The sequence below is a fragment of the Stenotrophomonas maltophilia group sp. vghtpe118 genome (assembly GCF_052605195.1).
This window is the reverse complement of record NZ_CP199672.1, coordinates 3,595,348-3,617,183: the sequence shown is the minus strand read 5'-3', so window position 1 is coordinate 3,617,183 and position 21,836 is coordinate 3,595,348. Positions and strand designations below refer to the sequence as shown.

22 protein-coding genes are annotated in these 21,836 nt (G+C 63.2%); all 22 read right to left on the bottom strand.

Translation table 11 applies throughout. The annotated features are described in order from the left end of the window. Window positions 1-369, bottom strand: a complete 369-nt coding sequence (gene rplN, locus ACUDTM_RS16445; RefSeq protein ID WP_010483978.1) for a 50S ribosomal protein L14 — start codon at window positions 367-369, stop codon at window positions 1-3. A 12-nt stretch (window positions 370-381) separates the two neighbouring features. Further along, window positions 382-651 (bottom strand): 30S ribosomal protein S17, encoded by a 270-nt coding sequence (gene rpsQ / locus ACUDTM_RS16440; protein WP_004154489.1) that lies wholly within the window; start codon window positions 649-651, stop codon window positions 382-384. An 11-nt stretch (window positions 652-662) separates the two neighbouring features. After that, window positions 663-848 (bottom strand): 50S ribosomal protein L29, encoded by a 186-nt coding sequence (gene rpmC / locus ACUDTM_RS16435; RefSeq protein ID WP_004154487.1) that lies wholly within the window; start codon window positions 846-848, stop codon window positions 663-665. Beyond that, on the bottom strand, window positions 848-1,261 hold the full coding sequence (gene rplP / locus ACUDTM_RS16430; protein ID WP_004154486.1) for a 50S ribosomal protein L16: 414 nt from the start codon (window positions 1,259-1,261) through the stop codon (window positions 848-850). The genes rpmC and rplP overlap by 1 nt, the downstream gene beginning before the upstream one ends. Window positions 1,262-1,266: 5 nt before the next feature. Further along, window positions 1,267-2,001, bottom strand: a complete 735-nt coding sequence (rpsC, locus tag ACUDTM_RS16425) for a 30S ribosomal protein S3 (RefSeq protein ID WP_005415414.1) — start codon at window positions 1,999-2,001, stop codon at window positions 1,267-1,269. An 18-nt stretch (window positions 2,002-2,019) separates the two neighbouring features. Further along, a complete protein-coding gene (gene rplV, locus ACUDTM_RS16420; protein WP_004145348.1) occupies window positions 2,020-2,355 on the bottom strand; it encodes a 50S ribosomal protein L22 in 336 nt (111 codons plus the stop codon). A gap of 12 nt (window positions 2,356-2,367) precedes the next feature. Further along, window positions 2,368-2,637 carry a 30S ribosomal protein S19 gene (gene rpsS / locus ACUDTM_RS16415; protein ID WP_005415413.1) on the bottom strand — a complete coding sequence of 90 codons (270 nt, stop codon included), beginning with the start codon at window positions 2,635-2,637 and terminating at the stop codon, window positions 2,368-2,370. A gap of 6 nt (window positions 2,638-2,643) precedes the next feature. Further along, complete coding sequence (rplB, locus tag ACUDTM_RS16410) at window positions 2,644-3,471, bottom strand: 50S ribosomal protein L2 (protein ID WP_004145339.1); 828 nt, start codon at window positions 3,469-3,471, stop codon at window positions 2,644-2,646. Between the two features lie 10 nt (window positions 3,472-3,481). Beyond that, a complete protein-coding gene (gene rplW / locus ACUDTM_RS16405) occupies window positions 3,482-3,781 on the bottom strand; it encodes a 50S ribosomal protein L23 (protein ID WP_004145338.1) in 300 nt (99 codons plus the stop codon). Further along, the gene (gene rplD, locus ACUDTM_RS16400) at window positions 3,778-4,383 is read right to left on the bottom strand and encodes a 50S ribosomal protein L4 (RefSeq protein ID WP_005415412.1); all 606 of its coding nucleotides are present in this window, start codon (window positions 4,381-4,383) and stop codon (window positions 3,778-3,780) included. Before rplD ends, rplW begins: the two co-directional genes overlap by 4 nt. 12 nt (window positions 4,384-4,395) lie before the next feature. After that, a complete protein-coding gene (rplC, locus tag ACUDTM_RS16395; RefSeq protein ID WP_004145336.1) occupies window positions 4,396-5,046 on the bottom strand; it encodes a 50S ribosomal protein L3 in 651 nt (216 codons plus the stop codon). A gap of 11 nt (window positions 5,047-5,057) precedes the next feature. Beyond that, on the bottom strand, window positions 5,058-5,369 hold the full coding sequence (gene rpsJ / locus ACUDTM_RS16390) for a 30S ribosomal protein S10 (RefSeq protein ID WP_005408208.1): 312 nt from the start codon (window positions 5,367-5,369) through the stop codon (window positions 5,058-5,060). Window positions 5,370-5,701: 332 nt separating this feature from the next. After that, complete coding sequence (gene tuf / locus ACUDTM_RS16385; protein ID WP_065178958.1) at window positions 5,702-6,892, bottom strand: elongation factor Tu; 1,191 nt, start codon at window positions 6,890-6,892, stop codon at window positions 5,702-5,704. 52 nt (window positions 6,893-6,944) lie between these two features. Then, a complete protein-coding gene (fusA, locus tag ACUDTM_RS16380; protein WP_072167920.1) occupies window positions 6,945-9,086 on the bottom strand; it encodes an elongation factor G in 2,142 nt (713 codons plus the stop codon). Window positions 9,087-9,227: 141 nt separating this feature from the next. After that, window positions 9,228-9,701: a 30S ribosomal protein S7 gene (rpsG, locus tag ACUDTM_RS16375; RefSeq protein WP_004145321.1), complete on the bottom strand. Its 474-nt coding sequence runs from the start codon at window positions 9,699-9,701 to the stop codon at window positions 9,228-9,230. A 12-nt stretch (window positions 9,702-9,713) separates the two neighbouring features. Then, entirely contained in the window at window positions 9,714-10,088 is a 375-nt protein-coding gene (rpsL, locus tag ACUDTM_RS16370) for a 30S ribosomal protein S12 (RefSeq protein ID WP_004145320.1), read from the bottom strand. A gap of 284 nt (window positions 10,089-10,372) precedes the next feature. Beyond that, window positions 10,373-14,596: a DNA-directed RNA polymerase subunit beta' gene (gene rpoC / locus ACUDTM_RS16365; RefSeq protein WP_061480645.1), complete on the bottom strand. Its 4,224-nt coding sequence runs from the start codon at window positions 14,594-14,596 to the stop codon at window positions 10,373-10,375. An 87-nt stretch (window positions 14,597-14,683) separates the two neighbouring features. Beyond that, the gene (gene rpoB / locus ACUDTM_RS16360; protein WP_005415409.1) at window positions 14,684-18,838 is read right to left on the bottom strand and encodes a DNA-directed RNA polymerase subunit beta; all 4,155 of its coding nucleotides are present in this window, start codon (window positions 18,836-18,838) and stop codon (window positions 14,684-14,686) included. A gap of 328 nt (window positions 18,839-19,166) precedes the next feature. Continuing rightward, window positions 19,167-19,535, bottom strand: a complete 369-nt coding sequence (gene rplL / locus ACUDTM_RS16355; RefSeq protein ID WP_005415408.1) for a 50S ribosomal protein L7/L12 — start codon at window positions 19,533-19,535, stop codon at window positions 19,167-19,169. Between the two features lie 63 nt (window positions 19,536-19,598). Beyond that, window positions 19,599-20,135, bottom strand: a complete 537-nt coding sequence (gene rplJ, locus ACUDTM_RS16350; RefSeq protein ID WP_010480377.1) for a 50S ribosomal protein L10 — start codon at window positions 20,133-20,135, stop codon at window positions 19,599-19,601. A gap of 386 nt (window positions 20,136-20,521) precedes the next feature. Continuing rightward, window positions 20,522-21,220 (bottom strand): 50S ribosomal protein L1, encoded by a 699-nt coding sequence (gene rplA, locus ACUDTM_RS16345; protein ID WP_005415407.1) that lies wholly within the window; start codon window positions 21,218-21,220, stop codon window positions 20,522-20,524. A 4-nt stretch (window positions 21,221-21,224) separates the two neighbouring features. Further along, the gene (rplK, locus tag ACUDTM_RS16340) at window positions 21,225-21,653 is read right to left on the bottom strand and encodes a 50S ribosomal protein L11 (RefSeq protein ID WP_004145248.1); all 429 of its coding nucleotides are present in this window, start codon (window positions 21,651-21,653) and stop codon (window positions 21,225-21,227) included. Window positions 21,654-21,836: the final 183 nt, after the last annotated feature.

The window sequence follows — 21,836 nt, the reverse complement described above, 5'->3', positions numbered from 1 at the left end:
TCACAGCACTTCGGGAGCGAGCGAGACGATCTTCATGAACTTCTCCGAACGAAGTTCACGGGTCACCGGCCCGAAGATACGGGTACCGATCGGCTCCTGCTTGTTGTTCAGCAGGACGGCAGCGTTGCCGTCGAAGCGGATCAGCGAACCGTCGGCGCGACGCACACCCTTGCGGGTACGCACCACGACGGCGTCATACACTTCACCCTTCTTGACCTTGCCGCGCGGAATCGCATCCTTCACGGTGACCTTGATGATGTCGCCGATACCGGCGTAACGGCGCTTGGAACCACCCAGCACCTTGAAGCACATCACCTGCTTGGCACCCGAATTGTCCGCGACGTCAAGGTAGCTCTGCATCTGGATCATGATTCAGACTCCTTATTCAGCCGCACGCGTGATGACTTCCACCACGCGCCAGTTCTTGGTCTTGGACATCGGAGCAATCTCGGTCACGCGGACGACGTCGCCTTCCTTGCAGGCGTTGTCGGCATCGTGGGCGTGCAGCTTGGTCGAGCGCTTGATGTACTTGCCGTACAGCGCGTGCTTGACCTGACGCTCAACCAGGACGGTAACCGTCTTGTCCATCTTGTTGCTGACGACACGGCCTTCGACCGTGCGCAGCGTCTTCTTTTCAGTATTGTCGCTCATAGCGGCCATCCTTACTTCGTGCTGCCGAGCAGGGTCTTGACGCGAGCAATCTCGCGACGGACCCGGCGAATGTCGTGGGTCTTCGGCAGCTGGCCGGTGACCTGCTGCATACGGACAGAGAACTGTTCCTTACGCAGGTCGATCAGGTGGGCCTTGAGTTCGTCAGCCGACTTTTCACGGAGAGTTTTGATATCCATCAGCGCACCGTACGGGTCACGAAAGTGGTGGTGACCGAGAGCTTGGCGGCGGCCAGGCGGAACGCCTCGCGAGCCACTTCCTCGGAAACACCCTCGATTTCATAGATCATGCGGCCGGGCTGGATCTGGGCCACCCAGTATTCCACGTTACCCTTACCCGAACCCATTCGGACTTCGATGGGCTTCTTGGTGATGGGCTTGTCGGGGAACACGCGGATCCACATCTTGCCGCCGCGCTTGACGTAGCGGCTGATCGAGCGGCGGGCCGCTTCGATCTGGCGCGCGGTCAGCTGACCGTGTGCGGTTGCCTTCAGGCCGTATTCGCCGAAGCTGACAGCGTTGGCGCTCCAGCTCAGGCCATCGTTACGGCCCTTGTGTACCTTGCGGTACTTGGTTCGCTTGGGTTGCAACATTGTCGTTACCTCGCTTCACGGGCCGGGCGCTGACGGTCACCACGGTCGCCGCGATCGTGACGATCGTTGCGCGACGGGGTGTCGTCCTGCTTTTCCTGGCCAACCTGGGAGAAATCGAAGACCTCGCCCTTGTAGATCCAGACCTTGATGCCGATGATGCCGTAGGTCGTCTTGGCTTCAGCGAAGCCATAGTCGATGTCGGCACGCAGGGTGTGCAGCGGCACGCGGCCTTCGCGGTACCACTCCGAACGGGCGATTTCTGCACCGTTGAGGCGGCCACCGACGTTGACCTTGATGCCCAGGGCACCCAGGCGCATCGCGTTGCCGACCGAGCGCTTCATTGCACGGCGGAACATGATGCGACGCTCCAGCTGCTGGGCGATCGACTCGGCAACGAGCTGCGCGTCCAGTTCCGGCTTGCGCACTTCGGTGACGTTGATGTGCGCCGGGACGCCCATCATCTCGCTCACTTCCTTGCGCAGCTTCTCGATGTCCTCACCGCGCTTGCCGATCACCACGCCCGGACGGGCGGTGTGGATCGTCACGCGAGCGGTCTTGGCCGGACGCTCGATCAGGATCTTGCTGATGCCGGCCTGAGCCAGCTTCTTGCGCAGCATGTCGCGCACTTTCAGGTCGGCTGCCAGGTAACCGGCGAACTCGGCCTTGTTGGCGTACCACTTGGAGTTCCAGTCCTTGGAAATGCCGAGGCGGATACCAATCGGATGAACTTTATGACCCATGGTCTTTTCCTTATCCGCTTACTTGGCGGCGCCCACAACCACAGTGATGTGGCTGGTGCGCTTGAGGATGCGGGTACCGCGGCCTTTCGCCCGCGCCATGAAACGCTTCAGGGTCGGACCTTCATCAACCATGATGGTCTGAACCTTCAGCTCGTCGACGTCGGCGCCCTGGTTGTTCTCGGCGTTGGCAATTGCCGACTCCACCACCTTCTTGATCAGGTGGGCAGCCTTCTTGTCCGAGAACTTCAGCAGGTTGACCGCACGTTCGGCCGGCAGACCGCGCACCTGGTCAGCGACCAGACGAGCCTTCTGCGGGGAGATGCGCGCAGTGCGCAGGATGGCTTTCGCTTCCATTGTCATCTCTCCTTACTTGCCCGACTTCTTGTCACCACCGTGACCCTTGAAGGTCCGGGTGATGGCAAATTCGCCGAGCTTGTGGCCGACCATATTCTCGTTGACGAGAACCGGGATGTGGTTCTTGCCGTTATGCACGGCAATGGTGATGCCTACCATGTCAGGCAGGATCATCGAACGGCGCGACCAGGTCTTGATCGGCTTCTTGCTGCCCGCAGCGGCCTCCACCTTCTTGACGAGGTGGTGATCGACGAACGGGCCCTTCTTGAGTGAACGTGCCATGGTCGATTAGCCCCTACGATCGCGGACGATGAACTGCTGAGTGCGCTTGTTATGGCGCGTCTTGTAACCCTTGGTCGGGACACCCCACGGGGTGACCGGATGCGGGTTACCCTGGCCGGCCTTGGCCTCACCACCACCGTGCGGGTGGTCAACCGGGTTCATGGCAGCACCACGAACGGTCGGGCGGACGCCGCGCCAACGCTTGGCACCGGCCTTGCCCAGCTTTTCCAGGCTGTGCTCGTCGTTGCCGACTTCGCCGATGGTGGCGCAGCACTCGACCGGAACCTTGCGCATTTCACCCGAGCGCAGGCGCAGGGTGGCGTAGATGCCTTCACGAGCCACCAGCTGCACGGCCGCACCAGCGGCACGAGCGATCTGAGCGCCCTTGCCCGGCTTCAGTTCGATGCAGTGGATGGTGGTGCCGACCGGGATGTTGCGCAGCGGCAGGGTGTTGCCGGCCTTGATCGGGGCGTCCGAACCAGCGATCACCTGATCACCAGCCTTCAGGCCCTTCGGGGCGATGATGTAGCGACGCTCACCGTCGACGTAGCACAGCAGAGCGATGTGGGCGGTGCGGTTCGGATCGTATTCGATGCGTTCCACGCGCGCCGGGATGCCCAGCTTGTTGCGCTTGAAGTCGATGATGCGGTAGTGCTGCTTGGCACCACCACCGACGTGACGCACGGTGATGCGACCGTGGTGGTTACGACCACCCGAGCGGCTCTGCGACTCGACCAGCGCGGCGTGCGGAGCACCCTTGTGCAGGTCGGGGGTGACCACGCGCACGGCCGAACGGCGGCCGGGGGAGGTGGGCTTGAATTTCATCAATGGCATGGGATGTACCTCAGGCCTTGGCCGTTACATCGATCGACTGGCCGTCGGCCAGGCGAACGTACGCCTTGCGCCAATCGCCGCGGCGGCCAGCACGGTTACGGAAGGACTTGTTCTTGCCCTTGACGTTGACCACGTTGACGGCTTCGACCTTGACGTCGAACAGCTGCTCAACCGCGGCCTTTACATCGGCCTTGGTGGCTTCGTTCGAAACTTCGAAGACATACTGATTGGAGAGTTCCTGCAGGCGCGCGGTCTTTTCCGAGACACGCGGGGCACGCAGCACGCTGAAGATTTTTTCGTTGCTGTTCATGCCAGCCACTCCTCGACCTTCTTGACCGCGTCAGCGGTGATGACGACCGTGTCGGCACCCACCAGCGAGACCGGGTCCAGACCCTGCACGTCACGCACCTGCACGTACGGCAGATTGCGGGCGGACAGGTACAGGTGCTCGGACGCTTCCTCGGTGACGATCAGCGGGCGCTTGCCCACTTCCAGGCCGGCCAGCTTGGCGATCAGACCCTTCGTGCTGGTGGCTTCGACGTCGAAGGCCTCCACGATGGTCAGACGGCCCTGACGGTTCAGCTCGGACAGGATCGCGCACATGGCGGCACGGTACTGCTTGCGATTGACCTTCTGCTCGAAGCTGCGCGGCTTGGCCGCGAAGGTGACACCGCCGCCGACGAAGATCGGAGCAGTCAGTGCGCCATGACGCGCGCCGCCGCCCTTCTGCTTCTTCGACTTCTTGGTGGTACCAGCCACTTCGGAGCGAGTCTTCTGTGCCTTGGTGCCGGCGCGACCGGCGTTGCGGTAAGCAACGACGACCTGGTGGACCAGATCTTCGCTGAAATCGCGACCGAACACGGCTTCGGAGACCGAGACCTTGTTGTTGCTACCCGTGATAACGAGTTCCATCGTCATCTCTCCTTATGCCTTGCTCGCCGGACGGACGATCACATCGCCACCCGCCGCGCCCGGAACGGCGCCGCGAACCGCGATCAGACCGCGCTCGACGTCGACCTTGACCACTTCCAGGTTCTGGGTGCTCTGCTGCACCGCGCCCATGTGGCCCGACATCTTCTTGCCCGGGAAAACGCGACCCGGGGTCTGGCGCTGACCCAGCGAACCCGGCGCGCGATGCGACAGCGAGTTACCGTGGGTTGCATCGCCCATACGGAAGTTGTGGCGCTTGATGGTGCCCTGGAAGCCCTTACCCTTGGTGACACCCTGGACGTCGACGATCTGGCCGACTTCGAAGATGTCCGCCTTGACTTCGCCGCCAACGGCGAAATCGCCGAGCTGCGCGTCTTCAACGCGGAATTCCCACAGGCCACGACCCGCTTCCACCTTCGCCTTGGCGAAGTGGCCGGCTTCCGGCTTGTTGACCAGGGCAGCGCGACGCGCGCCGACGGTCACCTGCACGGCGCTGTAGCCGTCGGTTTCGACGGTCTTGATCTGCGCGATGCGGTTCGGGGTTGCTTCGATCAGGGTCACCGGGATGGAGCGGCCATCTTCAGTGAACACGCGGCTCATGCCGGCCTTGCGGCCCACGAAGCCCAACGAATACTTCTTCGTCATGGTCGTAGTCCTCAGGTCAGCTTGATCTGAACGTCGACGCCGGCAGCCAGTTCGAGCTTCATCAGCGCGTCCACGGTCTTGTCATTCGGGTCAACGATATCGAGCACGCGCTTGTGCGTGCGGGTCTCGTACTGGTCACGCGCGTCCTTGTCGACGTGCGGGGAAACGAGAACGGTGTAACGCTCGATCTTGGTCGGCAGCGGGATCGGGCCACGCACTTGCGCGCCGGTCCGCTTTGCCGTTTCAACGATCTCGCTGGCCGAACGGTCGATCAGACGATGATCGAACGCTTTCAGCCGGATCCGGATCTTTTGGTCCGCCATGGCGGTAGGTTCCTTCGTTAAAAGAGCGACAGACAAAGCCTCTGGGTTGCTTTGCCCCATGAAATTCCTGAATACGGACGGCCCGCAGTCCTGCAGGCCGCCAAGGTCAATCCGTGGACCTCAAAAACGTAGGCAGACCAGTTACCCGGCCTGCCCAGACGTAGAAGCATAATGGCACGCAAGGCAGCTGTCAACAGTCACCTGTTGACGCCGCCTGAATGGCATTGACCCTTCCTGGTCCGGGGAACACAAGGCACATCCTGTGCCTGCTTTCCCATTTGATACGCCCCGATGCCCTACCCAGGCAACATCGGGGCGCAGATACTACCAGATTACTCGATGATCTTCGAGACCACGCCAGCGCCGACGGTACGGCCACCTTCGCGGATGGCGAAGCGCAGGCCTTCGTCCATGGCCACCGGGTTGATCAGGGTGACTTCCATCTTGACGTTGTCACCCGGCATCACCATTTCGACGCCTTCCGGCAGCTTGGCGGCGCCGGTGATGTCGGTGGTGCGGAAGTAGAACTGCGGACGGTAGCCGTTGAAGAACGGGGTGTGGCGGCCGCCCTCGTCCTTCGACAGGACGTACACTTCGCCTTCGAACTTGGTGTGCGGCTTGATCGTGCCCGGCTTGGCCAGCACCTGGCCACGCTCGACGTCGTCACGCTTGGTGCCGCGCAGCAGCAGGCCAGCGTTGTCGCCTGCCTGACCCTGGTCCAGCAGCTTGCGGAACATTTCAACGCCGGTCACGGTGGTCTTCTGCACCGGACGGATGCCGACGATTTCGATTTCGTCGCCAACCTTGATCACGCCGCGCTCGATACGACCGGTCACCACGGTGCCGCGGCCCGAGATCGAGAACACGTCTTCCACCGGCATCAGGAACGGCTTGTCGATCGCACGCTCCGGCTCCGGAATCCAGCTGTCCAGCGCGTCGACCAGCTTCAGGATGGCCGGCACGCCGATGTCGCTCTGGTCGCCTTCCAGCGCCAGACGGGCCGAACCGGCGATGATCGGGGTGTCGTCGCCCGGGAACTCGTACTTGCTCAGCAGCTCGCGCACTTCCATCTCGACCAGCTCGAGCAGCTCGGCGTCGTCCACCATGTCGGCCTTGTTCAGGAACACGACGATGTACGGCACGCCGACCTGGCGCGACAGCAGGATGTGCTCACGGGTCTGCGGCATCGGGCCGTCAGCGGCCGAGCACACCAGGATCGCGCCGTCCATCTGGGCGGCACCGGTGATCATGTTCTTGACGTAGTCAGCGTGGCCCGGGCAGTCAACGTGGGCGTAGTGACGGGTCGGGGATTCGTATTCGACGTGCGCGGTCGAGATCGTGATGCCACGCGCCTTTTCTTCCGGCGCGGCGTCGATCGAGGAGTAGTCCTTGAACTCGCCACCGAAGCGCTCGGCACCGATCTTGGTCAGTGCGGCGGTCAGCGTGGTCTTGCCGTGGTCGACGTGACCGATGGTGCCGACGTTGACGTGCGGCTTGGTGCGTTCGAACTTACCCTTTGCCATTGTTCTATACCTTGATTGTTCGTAAGTGGTTTCAAGAGAGGCTGAGCGAGGCTCAGCCCTTCTTCATGACGGCTTCGGCGATGTTGCTCGGAGCCGGCTCGTAGTGATCGAATTCCATGGTGAAGGTGGCGCGGCCCTGGGTCTGCGAACGCAGCGCAGTGGCGTAGCCGAACATTTCACCCAGCGGGATCATCGCGTTGATGATGCTGGCCGAACCGTCACCGGTGGTGTCGGAACCCTGCAGCACGCCGCGACGACGGCTGACGTCGCCCATCACGTCACCCTGGTAATCCTCCGGGGTCACGATCTCGACCTTCATGATCGGCTCCAGCAGCACCGGCTTGGCCTTGGCGAAGCCCTGCTTGAAGGCCATCGACGAAGCCAGCTTGAACGCCATTTCCGAGGAGTCGACGTCGTGGTACGAACCGAACACCAGCTTCACCTTGACGTCCACGACCGGGAAGCCAGCCAGCGGGCCGCTGGTGATGGTTTCGCGCAGGCCCTTCTCGACCGACGGGATGAATTCCTTCGGGATCACGCCGCCGGTGATGTCGTTGATGAACAGGAAGTCGTCCTTGATCATCGGAGCGATCTTCGGATCGGCACGGTCGGCAGCGGTGATCGGCGACAGCTCGATCACGACGTGACCGTACTGACCCTTACCACCGGACTGCTTGGCGTGCTTGTAGTCCGACTTGACGTCGGCCAGGGTGATGGTTTCGCGGTAGGCCACCTGCGGCGCGCCGACGTTGGCTTCAACGTTGAACTCGCGCTTCAGGCGGTCAACGATGATGTCCAGGTGCAGCTCGCCCATGCCCGAGATGATGGTCTGGCCGGATTCTTCGTCGGTCTTGACGCGGAACGACGGATCTTCCTGCGCCAGGCGGCCCAGGGCCAGGCCCATCTTTTCCTGGTCCGACTTGGTCTTCGGCTCGACGGCCATCGAGATCACCGGCTCCGGGAACGTCATGCGCTCCAGGATGATCGGGGCGTCCACGGCGCACAGGGTGTCACCGGTGGTGGTGTCCTTCAGGCCCACGGCAGCGGCGATGTCACCAGCCAGAACTTCCTTGATTTCCTCGCGGTTGTTCGAGTGCATCTGCAGGATGCGGCCGATGCGCTCCTTCTTGCCCTTCACCGAGTTCAGCACGGTGTCGCCACCGTTCAGGGTGCCCGAGTAGACACGGAAGAAGGTCAGCGCGCCGACGAACGGGTCGGTGATGATCTTGAAGGCCAGCGACGAGAACGGAGCCTTGTCGTCCGACTTGCGGGTCATTTCGACGGTGTCGTCGTCAACGTCCACGCCCTTCACGTCCGGCACGTCGACCGGCGACGGCAGCAGCTGGATCACGCCGTCCAGCATGGCCTGCACGCCCTTGTTCTTGAAGGCCGAGCCGCAGTACATCGGCACGATCTCGGTGGCCAGGGTGCGGGTACGCAGGGCGTTGATGATTTCAGCCTCGGCCAGCTCTTCGCCGCCCAGGTACTTTTCCATCAGCTCTTCGCTGGCTTCGGCAGCGGTCTCGACCATGAACTGGCGAGCCTCTTCAGCCGGGCCCTGCAGTTCGGCCGGGATGTCGCTGTATTCGAACTTCATGCCCTGCGAAGCTTCATCCCAGTGGATGGCCTTCATCTTCAGCAGGTCGACGACGCCCTTGAAGTTGTCTTCAGCGCCGATCGGCAGCTGCATCGGCACGGCAACCGCACCCAGCTTGGCCTTCAGCTGGCCGACGACCTTCTGGAAGTTGGCACCGGTGCGGTCCATCTTGTTGACGAACGCGATGCGCGGCACGTGGTACTTGTTTGCCTGGCGCCACACGGTTTCCGACTGCGGCTGCACGCCACCGACGGCGCACAGGACGAAGACGGCACCGTCGAGCACGCGCAGCGAACGCTCCACTTCGATGGTGAAGTCGACGTGCCCGGGGGTGTCGATGATGTTGAAGCGGTGCTCCGGCAGGGACTTGTCCATGCCCTTCCAGAACGCGGTGGTGGCAGCGGACTGGATCGTGATGCCACGCTCCTGCTCCTGCTCCATCCAGTCCATGGTGGCGGCGCCGTCGTGCACTTCACCGATCTTGTGGCTCTTGCCGGTGTAGAACAGGATGCGCTCGGACGTGGTGGTCTTGCCGGCATCGATGTGAGCCATGATGCCGAAGTTACGGTAACGCTCGATGGGAGTGGAACGGGCCACGGGAGCCTCTCAGATTTCTTGGATTTCGGATGGCCGAACGCCGCCTTTCGGCGGCCTTCGGATTGGCGCAGTCCTTCTGGGACCGCGAGGCAGCACGCACCGAAGTGGTGCTGCCCTGCCTGTTTTACAAGGCCGTCAAACTCACCAGCGGTAGTGCGCGAATGCCTTGTTGGCTTCGGCCATGCGGTGGGTTTCTTCGCGCTTCTTGATGGCGCCGCCGCGGTTTTCCGAGGCGTCGATCAGTTCAGCAGCCAGCTTCTTCGGCATGGTGTTCTCACCACGCTTGCGCGCGGAGTCGATCAGCCAGCGCATGGCCAGGGCCATCTTGCGCGACGAACGCACTTCGACCGGCACCTGGTAGGTGGCACCACCGACGCGGCGCGACTTGACTTCGACCGCCGGAGCGACGTTGTCCAGAGCCTTCTGCACCAGTTCAATGGCGTTGGCGCTGCTGTTCTTCTCGGTGATCACGTCCATGGCGCCGTACACGATCTTTTCGGCGACGGACTTCTTGCCGCTCTGCATGACCATGTTGATGAAACGGGCGATGGTTTCGCTTCCGTGCTTCGGATCGGGCAGGACGGAACGCTGCGGAGTATTACCCTTACGCGACATAGTGCTCTCTCCTTATGCCTTCGGACGCTTGGCGCCGTACTTGGAACGGGCCTGGCGACGCTTGGCAACGCCGGCGGCGTCGAGCGAGCCACGAACGGTGTGGTAACGCACACCCGGCAGGTCCTTGACGCGACCGCCGCGGATCAGGACCACGGAGTGCTCCTGCAGGTTGTGGCCTTCACCACCGATGTAGGAAATCACTTCTTCCTGGTTGGTCAGGCGGACCTTGGCAACCTTGCGCAGAGCCGAGTTCGGCTTCTTCGGAGTGGTGGTGTAGACACGGGTGCAGACGCCACGGCGCTGCGGGCACTTGTCGAGCGCCGGCGAGGCACTCTTGTAGGTGGTCGCTTGCCGCGGCTTGCGGACCAGCTGGTTGATCGTCGCCATCAGTAGGTTCTTCTGATTGGTGGCCGGAAAATCCGGCCAGAGATGCGGAAATGTTAAAGCAGGCCGAAATTTTGGCCTGCTGAGACAGACGATTGTAGCAACCTGCAAGGAAAGCAGTCAAACGCCTCCTGTCAAGCCCGTCCCTGATCCCGGGACGTTACTGGGGGGCCTCCATGTACCCCGTTCAGGTTGGCTGGGTCGATCGCGGACGATCTCCCCTGCCCTTTCCCAATCCCATCGATGGACCGACGGGGTGGTCCGGCCTTGCGGCCGGACCGGATACCTCATTCTTCGCCCGAGGCCTGTTCAGCTTCGGCTTCAACCACCGGGGACTCGACCGCAGCCGGGGTGCCGGCCAGGGTCTGCATTTCCGAGTCGGTGAGACCGGAAGCGCCGCGACGGCGGCTGCTGTGGTAGGACAGGCCGGTACCGGCCGGAATCAGGCGGCCGACGATGACGTTTTCCTTCAGGCCACGCAGGTTGTCCTTGGTACCGCGGACGGCAGCCTCGGTCAGCACTCGGGTGGTCTCCTGGAAGGAGGCCGCCGAGATGAACGATTCGGTCGCCAGCGAGGCCTTGGTGATACCCAGCAGGACCGGATCGAAGCGCGCCGGCAGTTCGTTGCGGGTCGACAGGCGCGCATTCTCCTCGATAACGCGCTGGCGCTCCACCTGTTCGCCGTTCAGGAACTTGCTGCTGCCCTGGTCGGTGATCTCGACCTTGCGCAGCATCTGGCGGGTGATCACCTCGATGTGCTTGTCGTTGATCTTCACGCCCTGCAGGCGGTACACGTCCTGGATTTCCTTGACCAGGTAGGCAGCCAGCGGCTCGACACCCAGCAGGCGCAGGATGTCCTGCGGGCTCGGCTCGCCGTCCACGATGGTTTCACCCTTGGTGACATGCTCGCCTTCGAACACGATGACCTGGCGGTACTTCGGGATCAGCTCTTCGTGCTCCGAACCATCAGTGTCCTTGATGATCAGGCGCTGCTTGCCCTTGGTGTCCTTGCCGAAGCTGATGATGCCCGAACGCTCGGCCAGCACCGCCGGATCCTTCGGCTTGCGCGCTTCGAACAGGTCGGCCACGCGCGGCAGACCACCGGTGATGTCGCGGGTCTTCGACGCTTCCTGCGGGATCTTGGCGACGACGTCGCCCACGCCCACCGGGGCGCCGTCCTGCAGGTTGACGATCGAACGCGGCGGCAGCAGGTACTGCGCCGGCAGGTCGGTGCCCGGGATCGACAGGTCGTTGCCCTTGGCGTCGACGATGCGCACGATCGGGCGCAGGTCCTTGGCCTGGGTACCACGACGCTTCGGATCGGTGATTTCGCGCGAGGCCAGGCCGGTCAGCTCGTCGGTCTTCTCGATGACGGTGACGCCGTCGACGAAGTCGATGAAGCGGATGAAGCCGGCCACTTCCGACACGATCGGGTGGTTATGCGGATCCCAGTTGGCCACGGTCTGGCCAGCCTTGATCGCATCACCGTCCTTGGACGTGATGGTCGCACCGTACGGCAGCTTGTAACGCTCACGCTCACGGCCGTGCGCATCGAGCACCGAGATTTCGCCCGAGCGCGACACCGCCACCAGCGAGCCGTTGGCGTGCTCCACGGACTTGAGGTTGCTGAACTTGACCGAGCCGGTGGTCTTGACGGTGATGTTGTCGACCGCAGCAGCTCGCGACGCCGCACCACCGATGTGGAACGTACGCATGGTCAGCTGGGTACCCGGCTCACCGATGGACTGGGCGGCGATGACGCCGACCGCTTCACCGATGTTGACCAGGTGGCCACGCGCCAGGTCGCGGCCGTAGCAGCGCGAGCAGACACCGAAGGCCGATTCACAGGAGATGGTCGAGCGGACCTTGATGGTCTGCACGCCGGCATCTTCCAGCTTGGCAACCCAGGCTTCGTCCAGCAGGGTGTTGCGGGTGACGATCGGATCTTCGTCGTTGCCCGGCAGGAACACGTCCTCGGCAACCACGCGGCCCAGCACGCGATCCTTCAGCGGCTCGACCACGTCGCCGCCTTCCACGATCGGGGTCATGATCAGGCCTTCGGTGGTACCGCAATCCACTTCGGTGATCACCACGTCCTGCGCCACGTCGACCAGGCGACGGGTCAGGTAACCCGAGTTCGCGGTCTTCAGCGCGGTATCGGCCAGACCCTTACGGGCACCGTGGGTGGAGTTGAAGTACTCCTGCACGTTCAGGCCTTCGCGGAAGTTCGCCTTGATGGGCGTCTCGATGATCGAGCCGTCCGGGCGGGCCATCAGGCCACGCATGCCGGCCAGCTGACGGATCTGCGCCTGCGAACCACGCGCACCGGAGTCGGCCATGATGTACAGCGAGTTCATCGACTTCTGGTCGATGGTCTCGCCCTTGGCATTGACGACCTTCTCGGTACCGATGGTGTCCATCATCGCCTTGGCGATGCGCTCGTTGGTGCGCGACCAGATGTCGACCACCTTGTTGTAGCGCTCGCCGGCGGTGACCAGGCCCGACTGGTACTGCTCCTGGATTTCCAGCACTTCGGCTTCGGCCTCGGTGAGGATGCCCTTCTTCTCGTCCGGGATCAGCATGTCGTCGATGCCGATCGAGACGCCGGCGCGGGTCGCATAGGCGAAGCCGGTGTACATCAGCTTGTCGGCGAACACGACCGTGTCCTTCAGGCCGAGCTGGCGGTAGCTGGAGTTGATCAGGCGGCTGATGTTCTTCTTGGTCAGCTCGACATTGGCCAGCGCGAACGGCAGGCCTTCCGGCAGGATTTCAGCCAGCAGGGCGCGACCGATCGTGGTGTCCACGATCGAGGTCTTGTTCTGCTTGTTGCCGTCTTCGTCGGTCACCACCTCGGTGATGCGGACCTTGACCTTGGCGTGCAGTTCCACCACGCGGTTGTCGTAGGCGCGCTTGACTTCGGCGATGTTGGCGAAGGCCATGCCCTCGCCCTTCTTGTTCTCCAGCGAGCGGGTCATGTAGTACAGACCCAGCACGACGTCCTGCGACGGCACGATGATCGGCTCGCCGTTGGCCGGCGACAGGATGTTGTTGGTCGACATCATCAGCGCACGCGCTTCCAGCTGGGCTTCCAGCGAGAGCGGCACGTGGACGGCCATCTGGTCACCGTCGAAGTCGGCGTTGAACGCGGTGCAGACCAGCGGGTGCAGCTGGATGGCCTTGCCCTCGATCAGTACCGGCTCGAACGCCTGGATGCCCAGGCGGTGCAGGGTCGGCGCACGGTTCAGCATCACCGGATGCTCGCGGATGACCTCTTCCAGGATGTCCCAGACTTCGGCTTCTTCGCGCTCGACCAGCTTCTTGGCGGCCTTGATGGTGGTGGCCAGGCCACGACGCTGCAGCTTGGCGAAGACGAACGGCTTGAACAGCTCAAGCGCCATCTTCTTCGGCAGGCCGCACTGGTGCAGGCGCAGGTACGGGCCGACCACGATGACCGAACGGCCCGAGTAGTCGACGCGCTTGCCGAGCAGGTTCTGGCGGAAGCGGCCCTGCTTGCCCTTGATCATGTCGGCCAGCGACTTCAGCGGGCGCTTGTTGGTGCCGGTGATGGCACGACCGCGGCGGCCGTTGTCCAGCAGTGCATCGACCGATTCCTGCAGCATGCGCTTTTCATTGCGCACGATGATGTCCGGCGCGCTCAGTTCGAGCAGGCGGCGCAGGCGGTTGTTGCGGTTGATGACGCGGCGGTACAGGTCGTTCAGGTCGGAGGTCGCGAAGCGGCCGCCATCCAGCGGGACCAGCGGACGCAGGTCCGGCGGCAGCACCGGCAGCACGGTCATGACCATCCATTCCGGACGGTTGCCCGATTCCAGGAAGGCTTCGATCAGCTTGATGCGCTTGGTGAGGCGCTTGAGCTTGGTTTCCGAACCGGTAGCGGCGATCTCCTCGCGCAGGCGGGTCATCTCCGACTGCAGGTCGATCGTGCGCAGCAGTTCGTAGACGGCCTCGGCGCCCATGGCGGCGTCGAAGTCGTCGCCGTGCTCCTGGCGGGCCTGCAGGTACTGTTCTTCGGTCAGCAGCTGGCGGCGCTCCAGGGCGGTCAGGCCCGGCTCGGTCACCACGTACGCTTCGAAGTACAGCACGCGCTCGATGTCGCGCAGGGTCATGTCCAGCATCAGGCCAATGCGCGACGGCAGCGACTTGAGGAACCAGATGTGCGCGACCGGCGAAGCCAGGTCGATGTGGCCCATGCGCTCACGACGCACCTTGGCCAGGGTCACTTCGGTGCCGCACTTTTCGCAGACCACGCCGCGGTGCTTCATGCGCTTGTACTTGCCGCACAGGCACTCGTAGTCCTTCACCGGGCCGAAGATGGCGGCGCAGAACAGGCCGTCGCGTTCCGGCTTGAAGGTACGGTAGTTGATGGTTTCCGGCTTCTTCACTTCGCCGAAGGACCACGAACGGATCAGGTCCGGCGAGGCCAGCGCGATCTTGATCGCGTCGAAGTCCAGCGTCTGGCGCTGCTGGTTGAAGAGGTTGAGCAGGTCTTTCATGGTGTTCTCCAGAAGGAGGAATGCTGTGTCGATGGGCTTTCAGTTCACTGCCAGCGGCGCGGCGGCGGACCGCCGCGCCGGCATGGATCAGTTGTCTTCCAGTTCCATGTTGATGGCCAGCGAGCGGATTTCCTTCACGAGCACGTTGAAGGATTCCGGCATGCCCGCGACCATCTCGTGCTCGCCGTCGACGATGTTCTTGTACATCTGGTTGCGGCCCTGCACGTCATCGGACTTCACCGTCAGCATTTCCTGCAGGGTGTAGGCCGCGCCGTAGGCTTCCAGCGCCCAGACTTCCATTTCACCGAAGCGCTGGCCGCCGAACTGCGCCTTGCCGCCCAGCGGCTGCTGGGTGACGAGCGAGTACGGACCGGTCGAACGGGCGTGCATCTTGTCGTCGACCAGGTGGTTCAGCTTCAGGTAGTGCATGTAACCGACGGTGGTATGGCGGTCGAAGGCTTCACCGGTGCGGCCGTCGTACAGCTGGGTCTGGCCACTGCTCGGCAGGTCGGCCAGTTCCAGCATGCGCTTGATTTCCGCTTCGGTGGCGCCGTCGAAGACCGGGGTGGCCATCGGCACGCCGTCGGTCAGGTTGCGGGCCAGGCGCAGCAGTTCCTCGTCGCTGAACTGCGACAGGTCGACACGGTTGGCCACGTTGGTGTCGTCGTGGTTGTAGATGTCGTCCAGGAACTTGCGCAGGTCGGCCACCGCGGCCTGGGCTTCCAGCATCGCCTGGATCTTGCGACCCAGGCCCTTGGCGGCCCAGCCCAGGTGCACTTCCAGGATCTGGCCGATGTTCATACGCGACGGCACGCCCAGCGGGTTCAGCACGATGTCCACGGTCTCGCCCGAGGCCATGTACGGCATGTCCTCGACCGGCACCACGTTGGACACCACACCCTTGTTGCCGTGGCGGCCTGCCATCTTGTCACCCGGCTGGATGCGGCGCTTCACCGCCAGGAACACCTTGACCATCTTCAGCACGCCCGGGGCGAGGTCGTCGCCCGCGGTGATCTTGCCGCGCTTGTCGGCAAAGCGACGCTCGAATTCCTTCTCGTGCGCCTGGATCTGCTTCTGGGCGCGCTCGATGGCTTCCGAGGCGTCCTCGTCCTTCATGCGCAGGGCGAACCAGTCAGACTTCTTCAGGCCGTCGAGGAAGGCGTCGGTGATCACGTCACCCTTCTTCAGGCCAGCACCACCATTGACCACCTTGCCCACGATCTGCGAACGCAGACGCATGTAGATGGCCGCTTCCAGGATGCGGAACTGGTCATCGAAGTCCTTCTTGACGCGCTTGATTTCGGACTCTTCGATCTGGCGCGCGCGCTTGTCCTTCTCGATGCCGTCGCGGGTGAAGACCTGCACGTCGATGACGGTGCCGTCCATGCCCGGCGGAACGCGCAGCGAGCTGTCCTTAACGTCCGAAGCCTTCTCGCCGAAGATCGCGCGCAGCAGCTTCTCTTCCGGGGTCAGCTGGCTTTCGCCCTTCGGGGTGACCTTGCCGACCAGGATGTCGCCGGCGCGCACTTCGGCACCGATGTACACCACGCCGCTCTCGTCCAGGCGGTTCAGCGCCTGCTCGGAGACGTTCGGGATGTCGGCGGAGATTTCCTCCGGCCCCAGCTTGGTGTCACGCGCGACGCAGGTCAGCTCTTCGATGTGGATCGTGGTGTAGCGATCCTCTTCCACCACGCGCTCGGAGAGCAGGATGGAGTCTTCGAAGTTGTAGCCGTTCCACGGCATGAACGCGATCAGCATGTTCTGGCCCAGGGCCAGCTCGCCGATGTCGGTGGACGGACCGTCGGCCAGCACGTCACCGCGGGCGATGACGTCACCCACCTGGACCAGCGGACGCTGGTTGATGCAGGTGTTCTGGTTCGACCGGGTGTACTTGACCAGGTTGTAGATGTCCACGCCGGCGTCGGTGGCGCCAACGATCTCTTCCTCATTGACCTTGACCACGATGCGGGCGGCGTCGATCTGCACGATCTCACCACCACGACGGGCGTTCACGGTCACACCCGAGTCACGCGCCACGGCGCGCTCGATGCCGGTACCGACCAGCGGCTTCTGCGAACGCAGGGTCGGCACGGCCTGACGCTGCATGTTGGCGCCCATCAGTGCGCGGTTCGCGTCATCGTGCTCCAGGAACGGAACCAGCGCGGCCGCGATCGAGACGGTCTGCATCGGCGAAACGTCCATGAAGTGGACTTCCGCCGGCGGCTTCAGCAGCGATTCGCCCTGGAAGCGGCACGGAACGAACTGCTCGGTCAGGGTGCCCTTGGCGTCGGTCAGCGCGTTGGCCTGCGCAATGACGTACTCGTTCTCTTCAATGGCCGACAGGAACTCGACTTCGTCATAGACCTTGCCGTCCACGACCTTGCGGTACGGGGTCTCGAGGAAACCGTACTTGTTGGTGCGGGCGTACACGGCCAGCGAGTTGATCAGGCCGATGTTCGGGCCTTCCGGGGTTTCGATTGTGCAGACGCGGCCGTAATGGGTCGGGTGCACGTCGCGCACTTCGAAGCCGGCGCGCTCACGGGTCAGGCCGCCCGGGCCCAGGGCCGAGACGCGACGCTTGTGCGTCACTTCCGACAGCGGGTTGTTCTGGTCCATGAACTGCGACAGCTGCGAGGAGCCGAAGAACTCCTTGATGGCAGCGGCGACCGGCTTGGCGTTGATCAGTTCCTGCGGGGTCAGGCCTTCCGATTCGGCCATCGACAGGCGCTCCTTGACCGCACGCTCGACGCGGACCAGGCCGACGCGGAACACGTTCTCGGCCATTTCGCCGACCGAACGCACGCGACGGTTGCCCAGGTGATCGATGTCGTCGACCACGCCGCGACCGTTGCGGATCTCGGTCAGGACCTTGATCACGTCCAGGATGTCGGAGCTTTCGCCGTGGGCAGCGACCAGGCGCTTGGACTCTTCGTCGTTGCGCTCGCCGAAGTACTTGCTGTCGTACAGCACGGCTTCGCCGGTGGTTTCCTTGCGGCCCACGCGACGGTTGAACTTCATGCGGCCGACCGCGGACAGGTCGTAGCGCTCGAAGGTGAAGAACAGGTTGTGGAACAGGTTCTGCGCGGCATCCTTGGTCGGCGGCTCGCCCGGACGCATCATGCGGTAGATCTCGACCAGGGCTTCCAGCTGGGTCTTGGTCGGGTCGATACGCAGGGTGTTGGACAGGTACGGGCCACGATCCAGGTCGTTCACCCACAGGGTGCCCACGGCATCCACACCGGCCTTGCGGAAGGCCTGCAGCTGCTCGTCCGTGATCTCGTCGTTGGCCTGGGCCAGCAGTTCGCCGGTCGAGGCATCGACCACGTCGTGCGACAGGATGCGGCCGACGATGTAGTCGTCCGGCACGGCCAGGGCAGCGATGCCCGAGGCTTCCAGCTGCTTGATGTGGCGCGCGGTGATGCGCTTGCCGGCTTCCACGATGACCTTGTCGCCGTCGGCGAGGTCGAAGCCCAGGGTCTCGCCACGCAGGCGCTCCGGCACCAGCTCCAGCTGGACGCCTTCATCCGGGTTGATGTGGAAGGTGTTGATCTCGAAGAACTCGGCCAGCATCTCTTCGTTGCTGTAGCCGAGCGCGCGCAGCAGGATCGACACCGGCAGCTTGCGGCGGCGGTCGATACGGGTGAACAGCGCGTCCTTCGGGTCGAACTCGAAGTCCAGCCAGGAGCCGCGGTAGGGAATGATGCGGGCGCTGTACAGCAGCTTGCCCGAGCTGTGGGTCTTGCCACGGTCGTGGTCGAAGAACACGCCCGGCGAGCGGTGCAGCTGGGAGACGATGACGCGCTCGGTGCCGTTGACGATGAAGGTGCCGTTCTCGGTCATCAGCGGGATTTCGCCCAGATAGACCTCCTGCTCCTTCACGTACTTGATGGCCTTGGTCGACGACTCACGGTCGTAGATCACCAGGCGCACGGTCACGCGCAGCGGGGCGCCGTAGCTCATGCCGCGCTGGCGGCACTCACGCTCGTCGAAGACCGGTTCGCCCAGCTTGTAGCCGACGTATTCCAGGGCAGCGTTGCCGCTGTAGCTGGCGATCGGGAAGACCGACTTCAGCGCAGCGTGCAGGCCGTGGTCCGTGCGCTTGGCCGGATCGACGTTTTCCTGCAGGAATTCACGATAGGAATCCACCTGGATGGCGAGCAGGAACGGCACTTCGAGAATCGAGCGCTGCTTGCCGAAATCCTTGCGGATACGCTTTTTTTCGGTGAACGAATAGGACGTCATGAGGTCTTCCACCTTGTTGTGCGGATCGTGCGCCCACGATCCGAAGGGAACTTGAAATTGTCAGTTGGAAGTCGCTGGTATTGCCGGCACCAGCACGCCTTCTCCCGCTACTTCCAACTGCCAACTCGTCTGCTACCACTCCCCCGCTGCCGCGCTCGGCGCTGGCCTGCCGGGGTTTGACTGCAGCCCGTGTTGGGCTTTTTCCTGCTTTTTTCACATCCACGCATGGCGCGGATCTACAACACCGCAACAACGACCAAAGGCCGGGGGCTTACGCCCCCAGCCTTGGCTGCATCGCCGCGAATCGGTGACGATGCAAGGTAACTGCTTACTTGACTTCGACAGTCGCGCCAGCAGCTTCCAGGTCCTTCTTCATCTTCTCGGCTTCTTCCTTCGAAGCGTTGTCCTTCAGGACGCCGCCGGCTTCGGCCAGGTCCTTCGCTTCCTTCAGGCCCAGGCCGGTGATGGCGCGGACGGCCTTGATGACTTCGACCTTCTTCTCGCCGGCAGTCTTCAGGGTGACGACGAATTCGGTCTGCTCTTCAACAGCAGCAGCCGGGCCAGCGGCAGCAGCCACGGCAACCGGAGCAGCGGCGGAGACGCCGAACTTCTCTTCGATGGCCTTGACCAGCTCCATCACTTCCATCAGGGACTTCTCGGCGATGGCGTCGACGATCTGTTCGTTGGTAAGGGACATGATTAATACCTTTGGATGATTTTCTGGATTGAGGTTCCGTCAGGAACCACGGTAAGTCGAAACTCAGGCGGTCTCGGCGGCCGGCTCGGCAGCGTCAGCGGCGACATCGCCGCCCCCCTGCTTCTCGCCAACGGCCTTGATGGCGCGGGCAAACATCGTGACCGGCTCGGTCAGGACGCGGGCCAGCATGGCCAGGGCCTGGTCGCGGGTCGGCAGCGAGGCCAGCACTTCGACGTGGCTTGCCGGGAACACTTCGCCACCGATGGCGACGACCTTAGCCTTCAGCTTGTCGTTGCCCTTGGCGGCTTCCTTGATCAGGCGACCGGCAGCGCCGGGCTCCTCGAGCGAGAACGCGTACAGCAGCGGACCAACCATCTGGTCCTGGGCGACTGCGAACTCGGTGCCTTCAACGGCGCGCGAAGCCAGGGTGTTCTTGACAACCTTCAAGAAAACACCGGTTTCACGAGCCTGCTTGCGCATCGCGGTCATCTGGGCGACCGTGGTGCCAGCGTATTCGGCTGCGATCAAGGAGTGGGCCTTGGCGGCGACGTCTGCCAGCTCGGCGACTACTTCTTGCTTCTGGGACAGATTGAGAGCCATTGCACTCCTCCTATTGAACTCCGCTTACGGCTCCTGCCGTGTGCGGTCCTGTGCGGCATCCATCCTGGACGCCGGGAACATCGGGATGATGTTCCGGGGGTGGGCCGTTCTAGACCTGGAGTGGGCCAACCTGGGAAACCCAGACGTGCGTGAACCAGAAAAACTCCAGAAGGGCACCATCTACGCAGGGTGATTCCGGGGAATCGATTAAGCGCTCCTGACTGCTCCGGCGGCGACTCCTTGCCAGATCGAGCTTCCATGCCCGTCGCCGGTATTGCCACGACCGCGCCTGCGGTCTTTGACGGCTACCGCGGGCGATGCACTGCCAGCGATGCCTTCAAATGTCACGGTCACGGCACCCGGGGCACCGTGACCGCTTGAAACAATTACTTCAGGGTCAGCGACGACTGGTCGACGGTGACGCCCGGGCCCATCGTCGAGCTGACCGAAACCTTCTGCAGGTAGGTGCCCTTCGAGGTGGCCGGCTTGGCCTTGATCAGGTCCAGCAGCAGCGCGGTCAGGTTCGACTTCAGCGCGTCTTCGGCGAAGTCGGCCTTGCCGATGGTGCAGTGGATGATGCCGGCCTTGTCGGTGCGGTAACGGACCTGACCCGACTTGGCGTTCTTCACGGCTTCACCCGGGTTCGGGGAAACGGTGCCGACCTTCGGGTTCGGCATCAGGCCGCGCGGGCCCAGCACGGTGCCCAGCTTACCGACGACGCGCATGGCGTCCGGGGTCGCGATGACGACGTCGTAGTTCAGATCGCCGGCCTGCATCTTCTCGGCCAGGTCATCCATACCGACGGCGTCGGCGCCAGCAGCCAGGGCTTCGTCAGCCTTGGCACCGGCCGGAGCGAACACGGCGACGCGGACCGACTTGCCGGTACCGGCCGGCAGCACGGTGGAGCCACGGACCTGCTGGTCGGACTTCTTCGCATCGACGCCCAGGCGCACGGCGACGTCGATCGACTCGACGAACTTGGCCTTGGTGGCGGTCTTCAGGATGTTGATCGCGTCCTCGAAGGCGTATGCCTTGCCCGGAACGACGGCGGCCTTGATGGCCTTCTCACGCTTGGTCTGTGCCATCTTATTAACCCTCCACCACGAGGCCCATGGAACGGGCAGAGCCAGCGATGGTACGCACGGCGGCGTCCAGGTCGGCGGCAGTCAGATCCGGTTCCTTCGCCTTGGCGATCTCTTCCAGCTGCTTACGGGTGACCTTGCCGACCTTCTCGGTGTTCGGGCGCTTGGAGCCCGACGAGATGCCAGCGGCCTTCTTCAGCAGGGTGGTAGCCGGGGTGCTCTTGGTGATGAAGGTGAACGTACGGTCCGAGTAGGCCGTGATGATCACCGGAACCGGCAGACCCGGCTCGAGCTTCTGCGTGGCAGCGTTGAACGCCTTGCAGAATTCCATGATGTTCAGGCCACGCTGACCCAGCGCAGGACCGACCGGCGGCGAGGGGTTGGCCTGACCGGCCTTCACCTGCAGCTTGATGTAACCGACAACTTTCTTTGCCATGTGAGTGCTCTCCGGGTGCTAGCGCCTTTCGACAACAGGCTCCCCATCGGACCGGGAATCACGCGTCCCGGCATCGCGTTTTGAAATCATGCTGAAGGCCACCTTGCGGCGGCCTCGTCCTGCTGGCTTCCCCAGCGGGGAGCCGCGCACTATAACAGGTTTTTTCTTCACATGCCTGAAGCG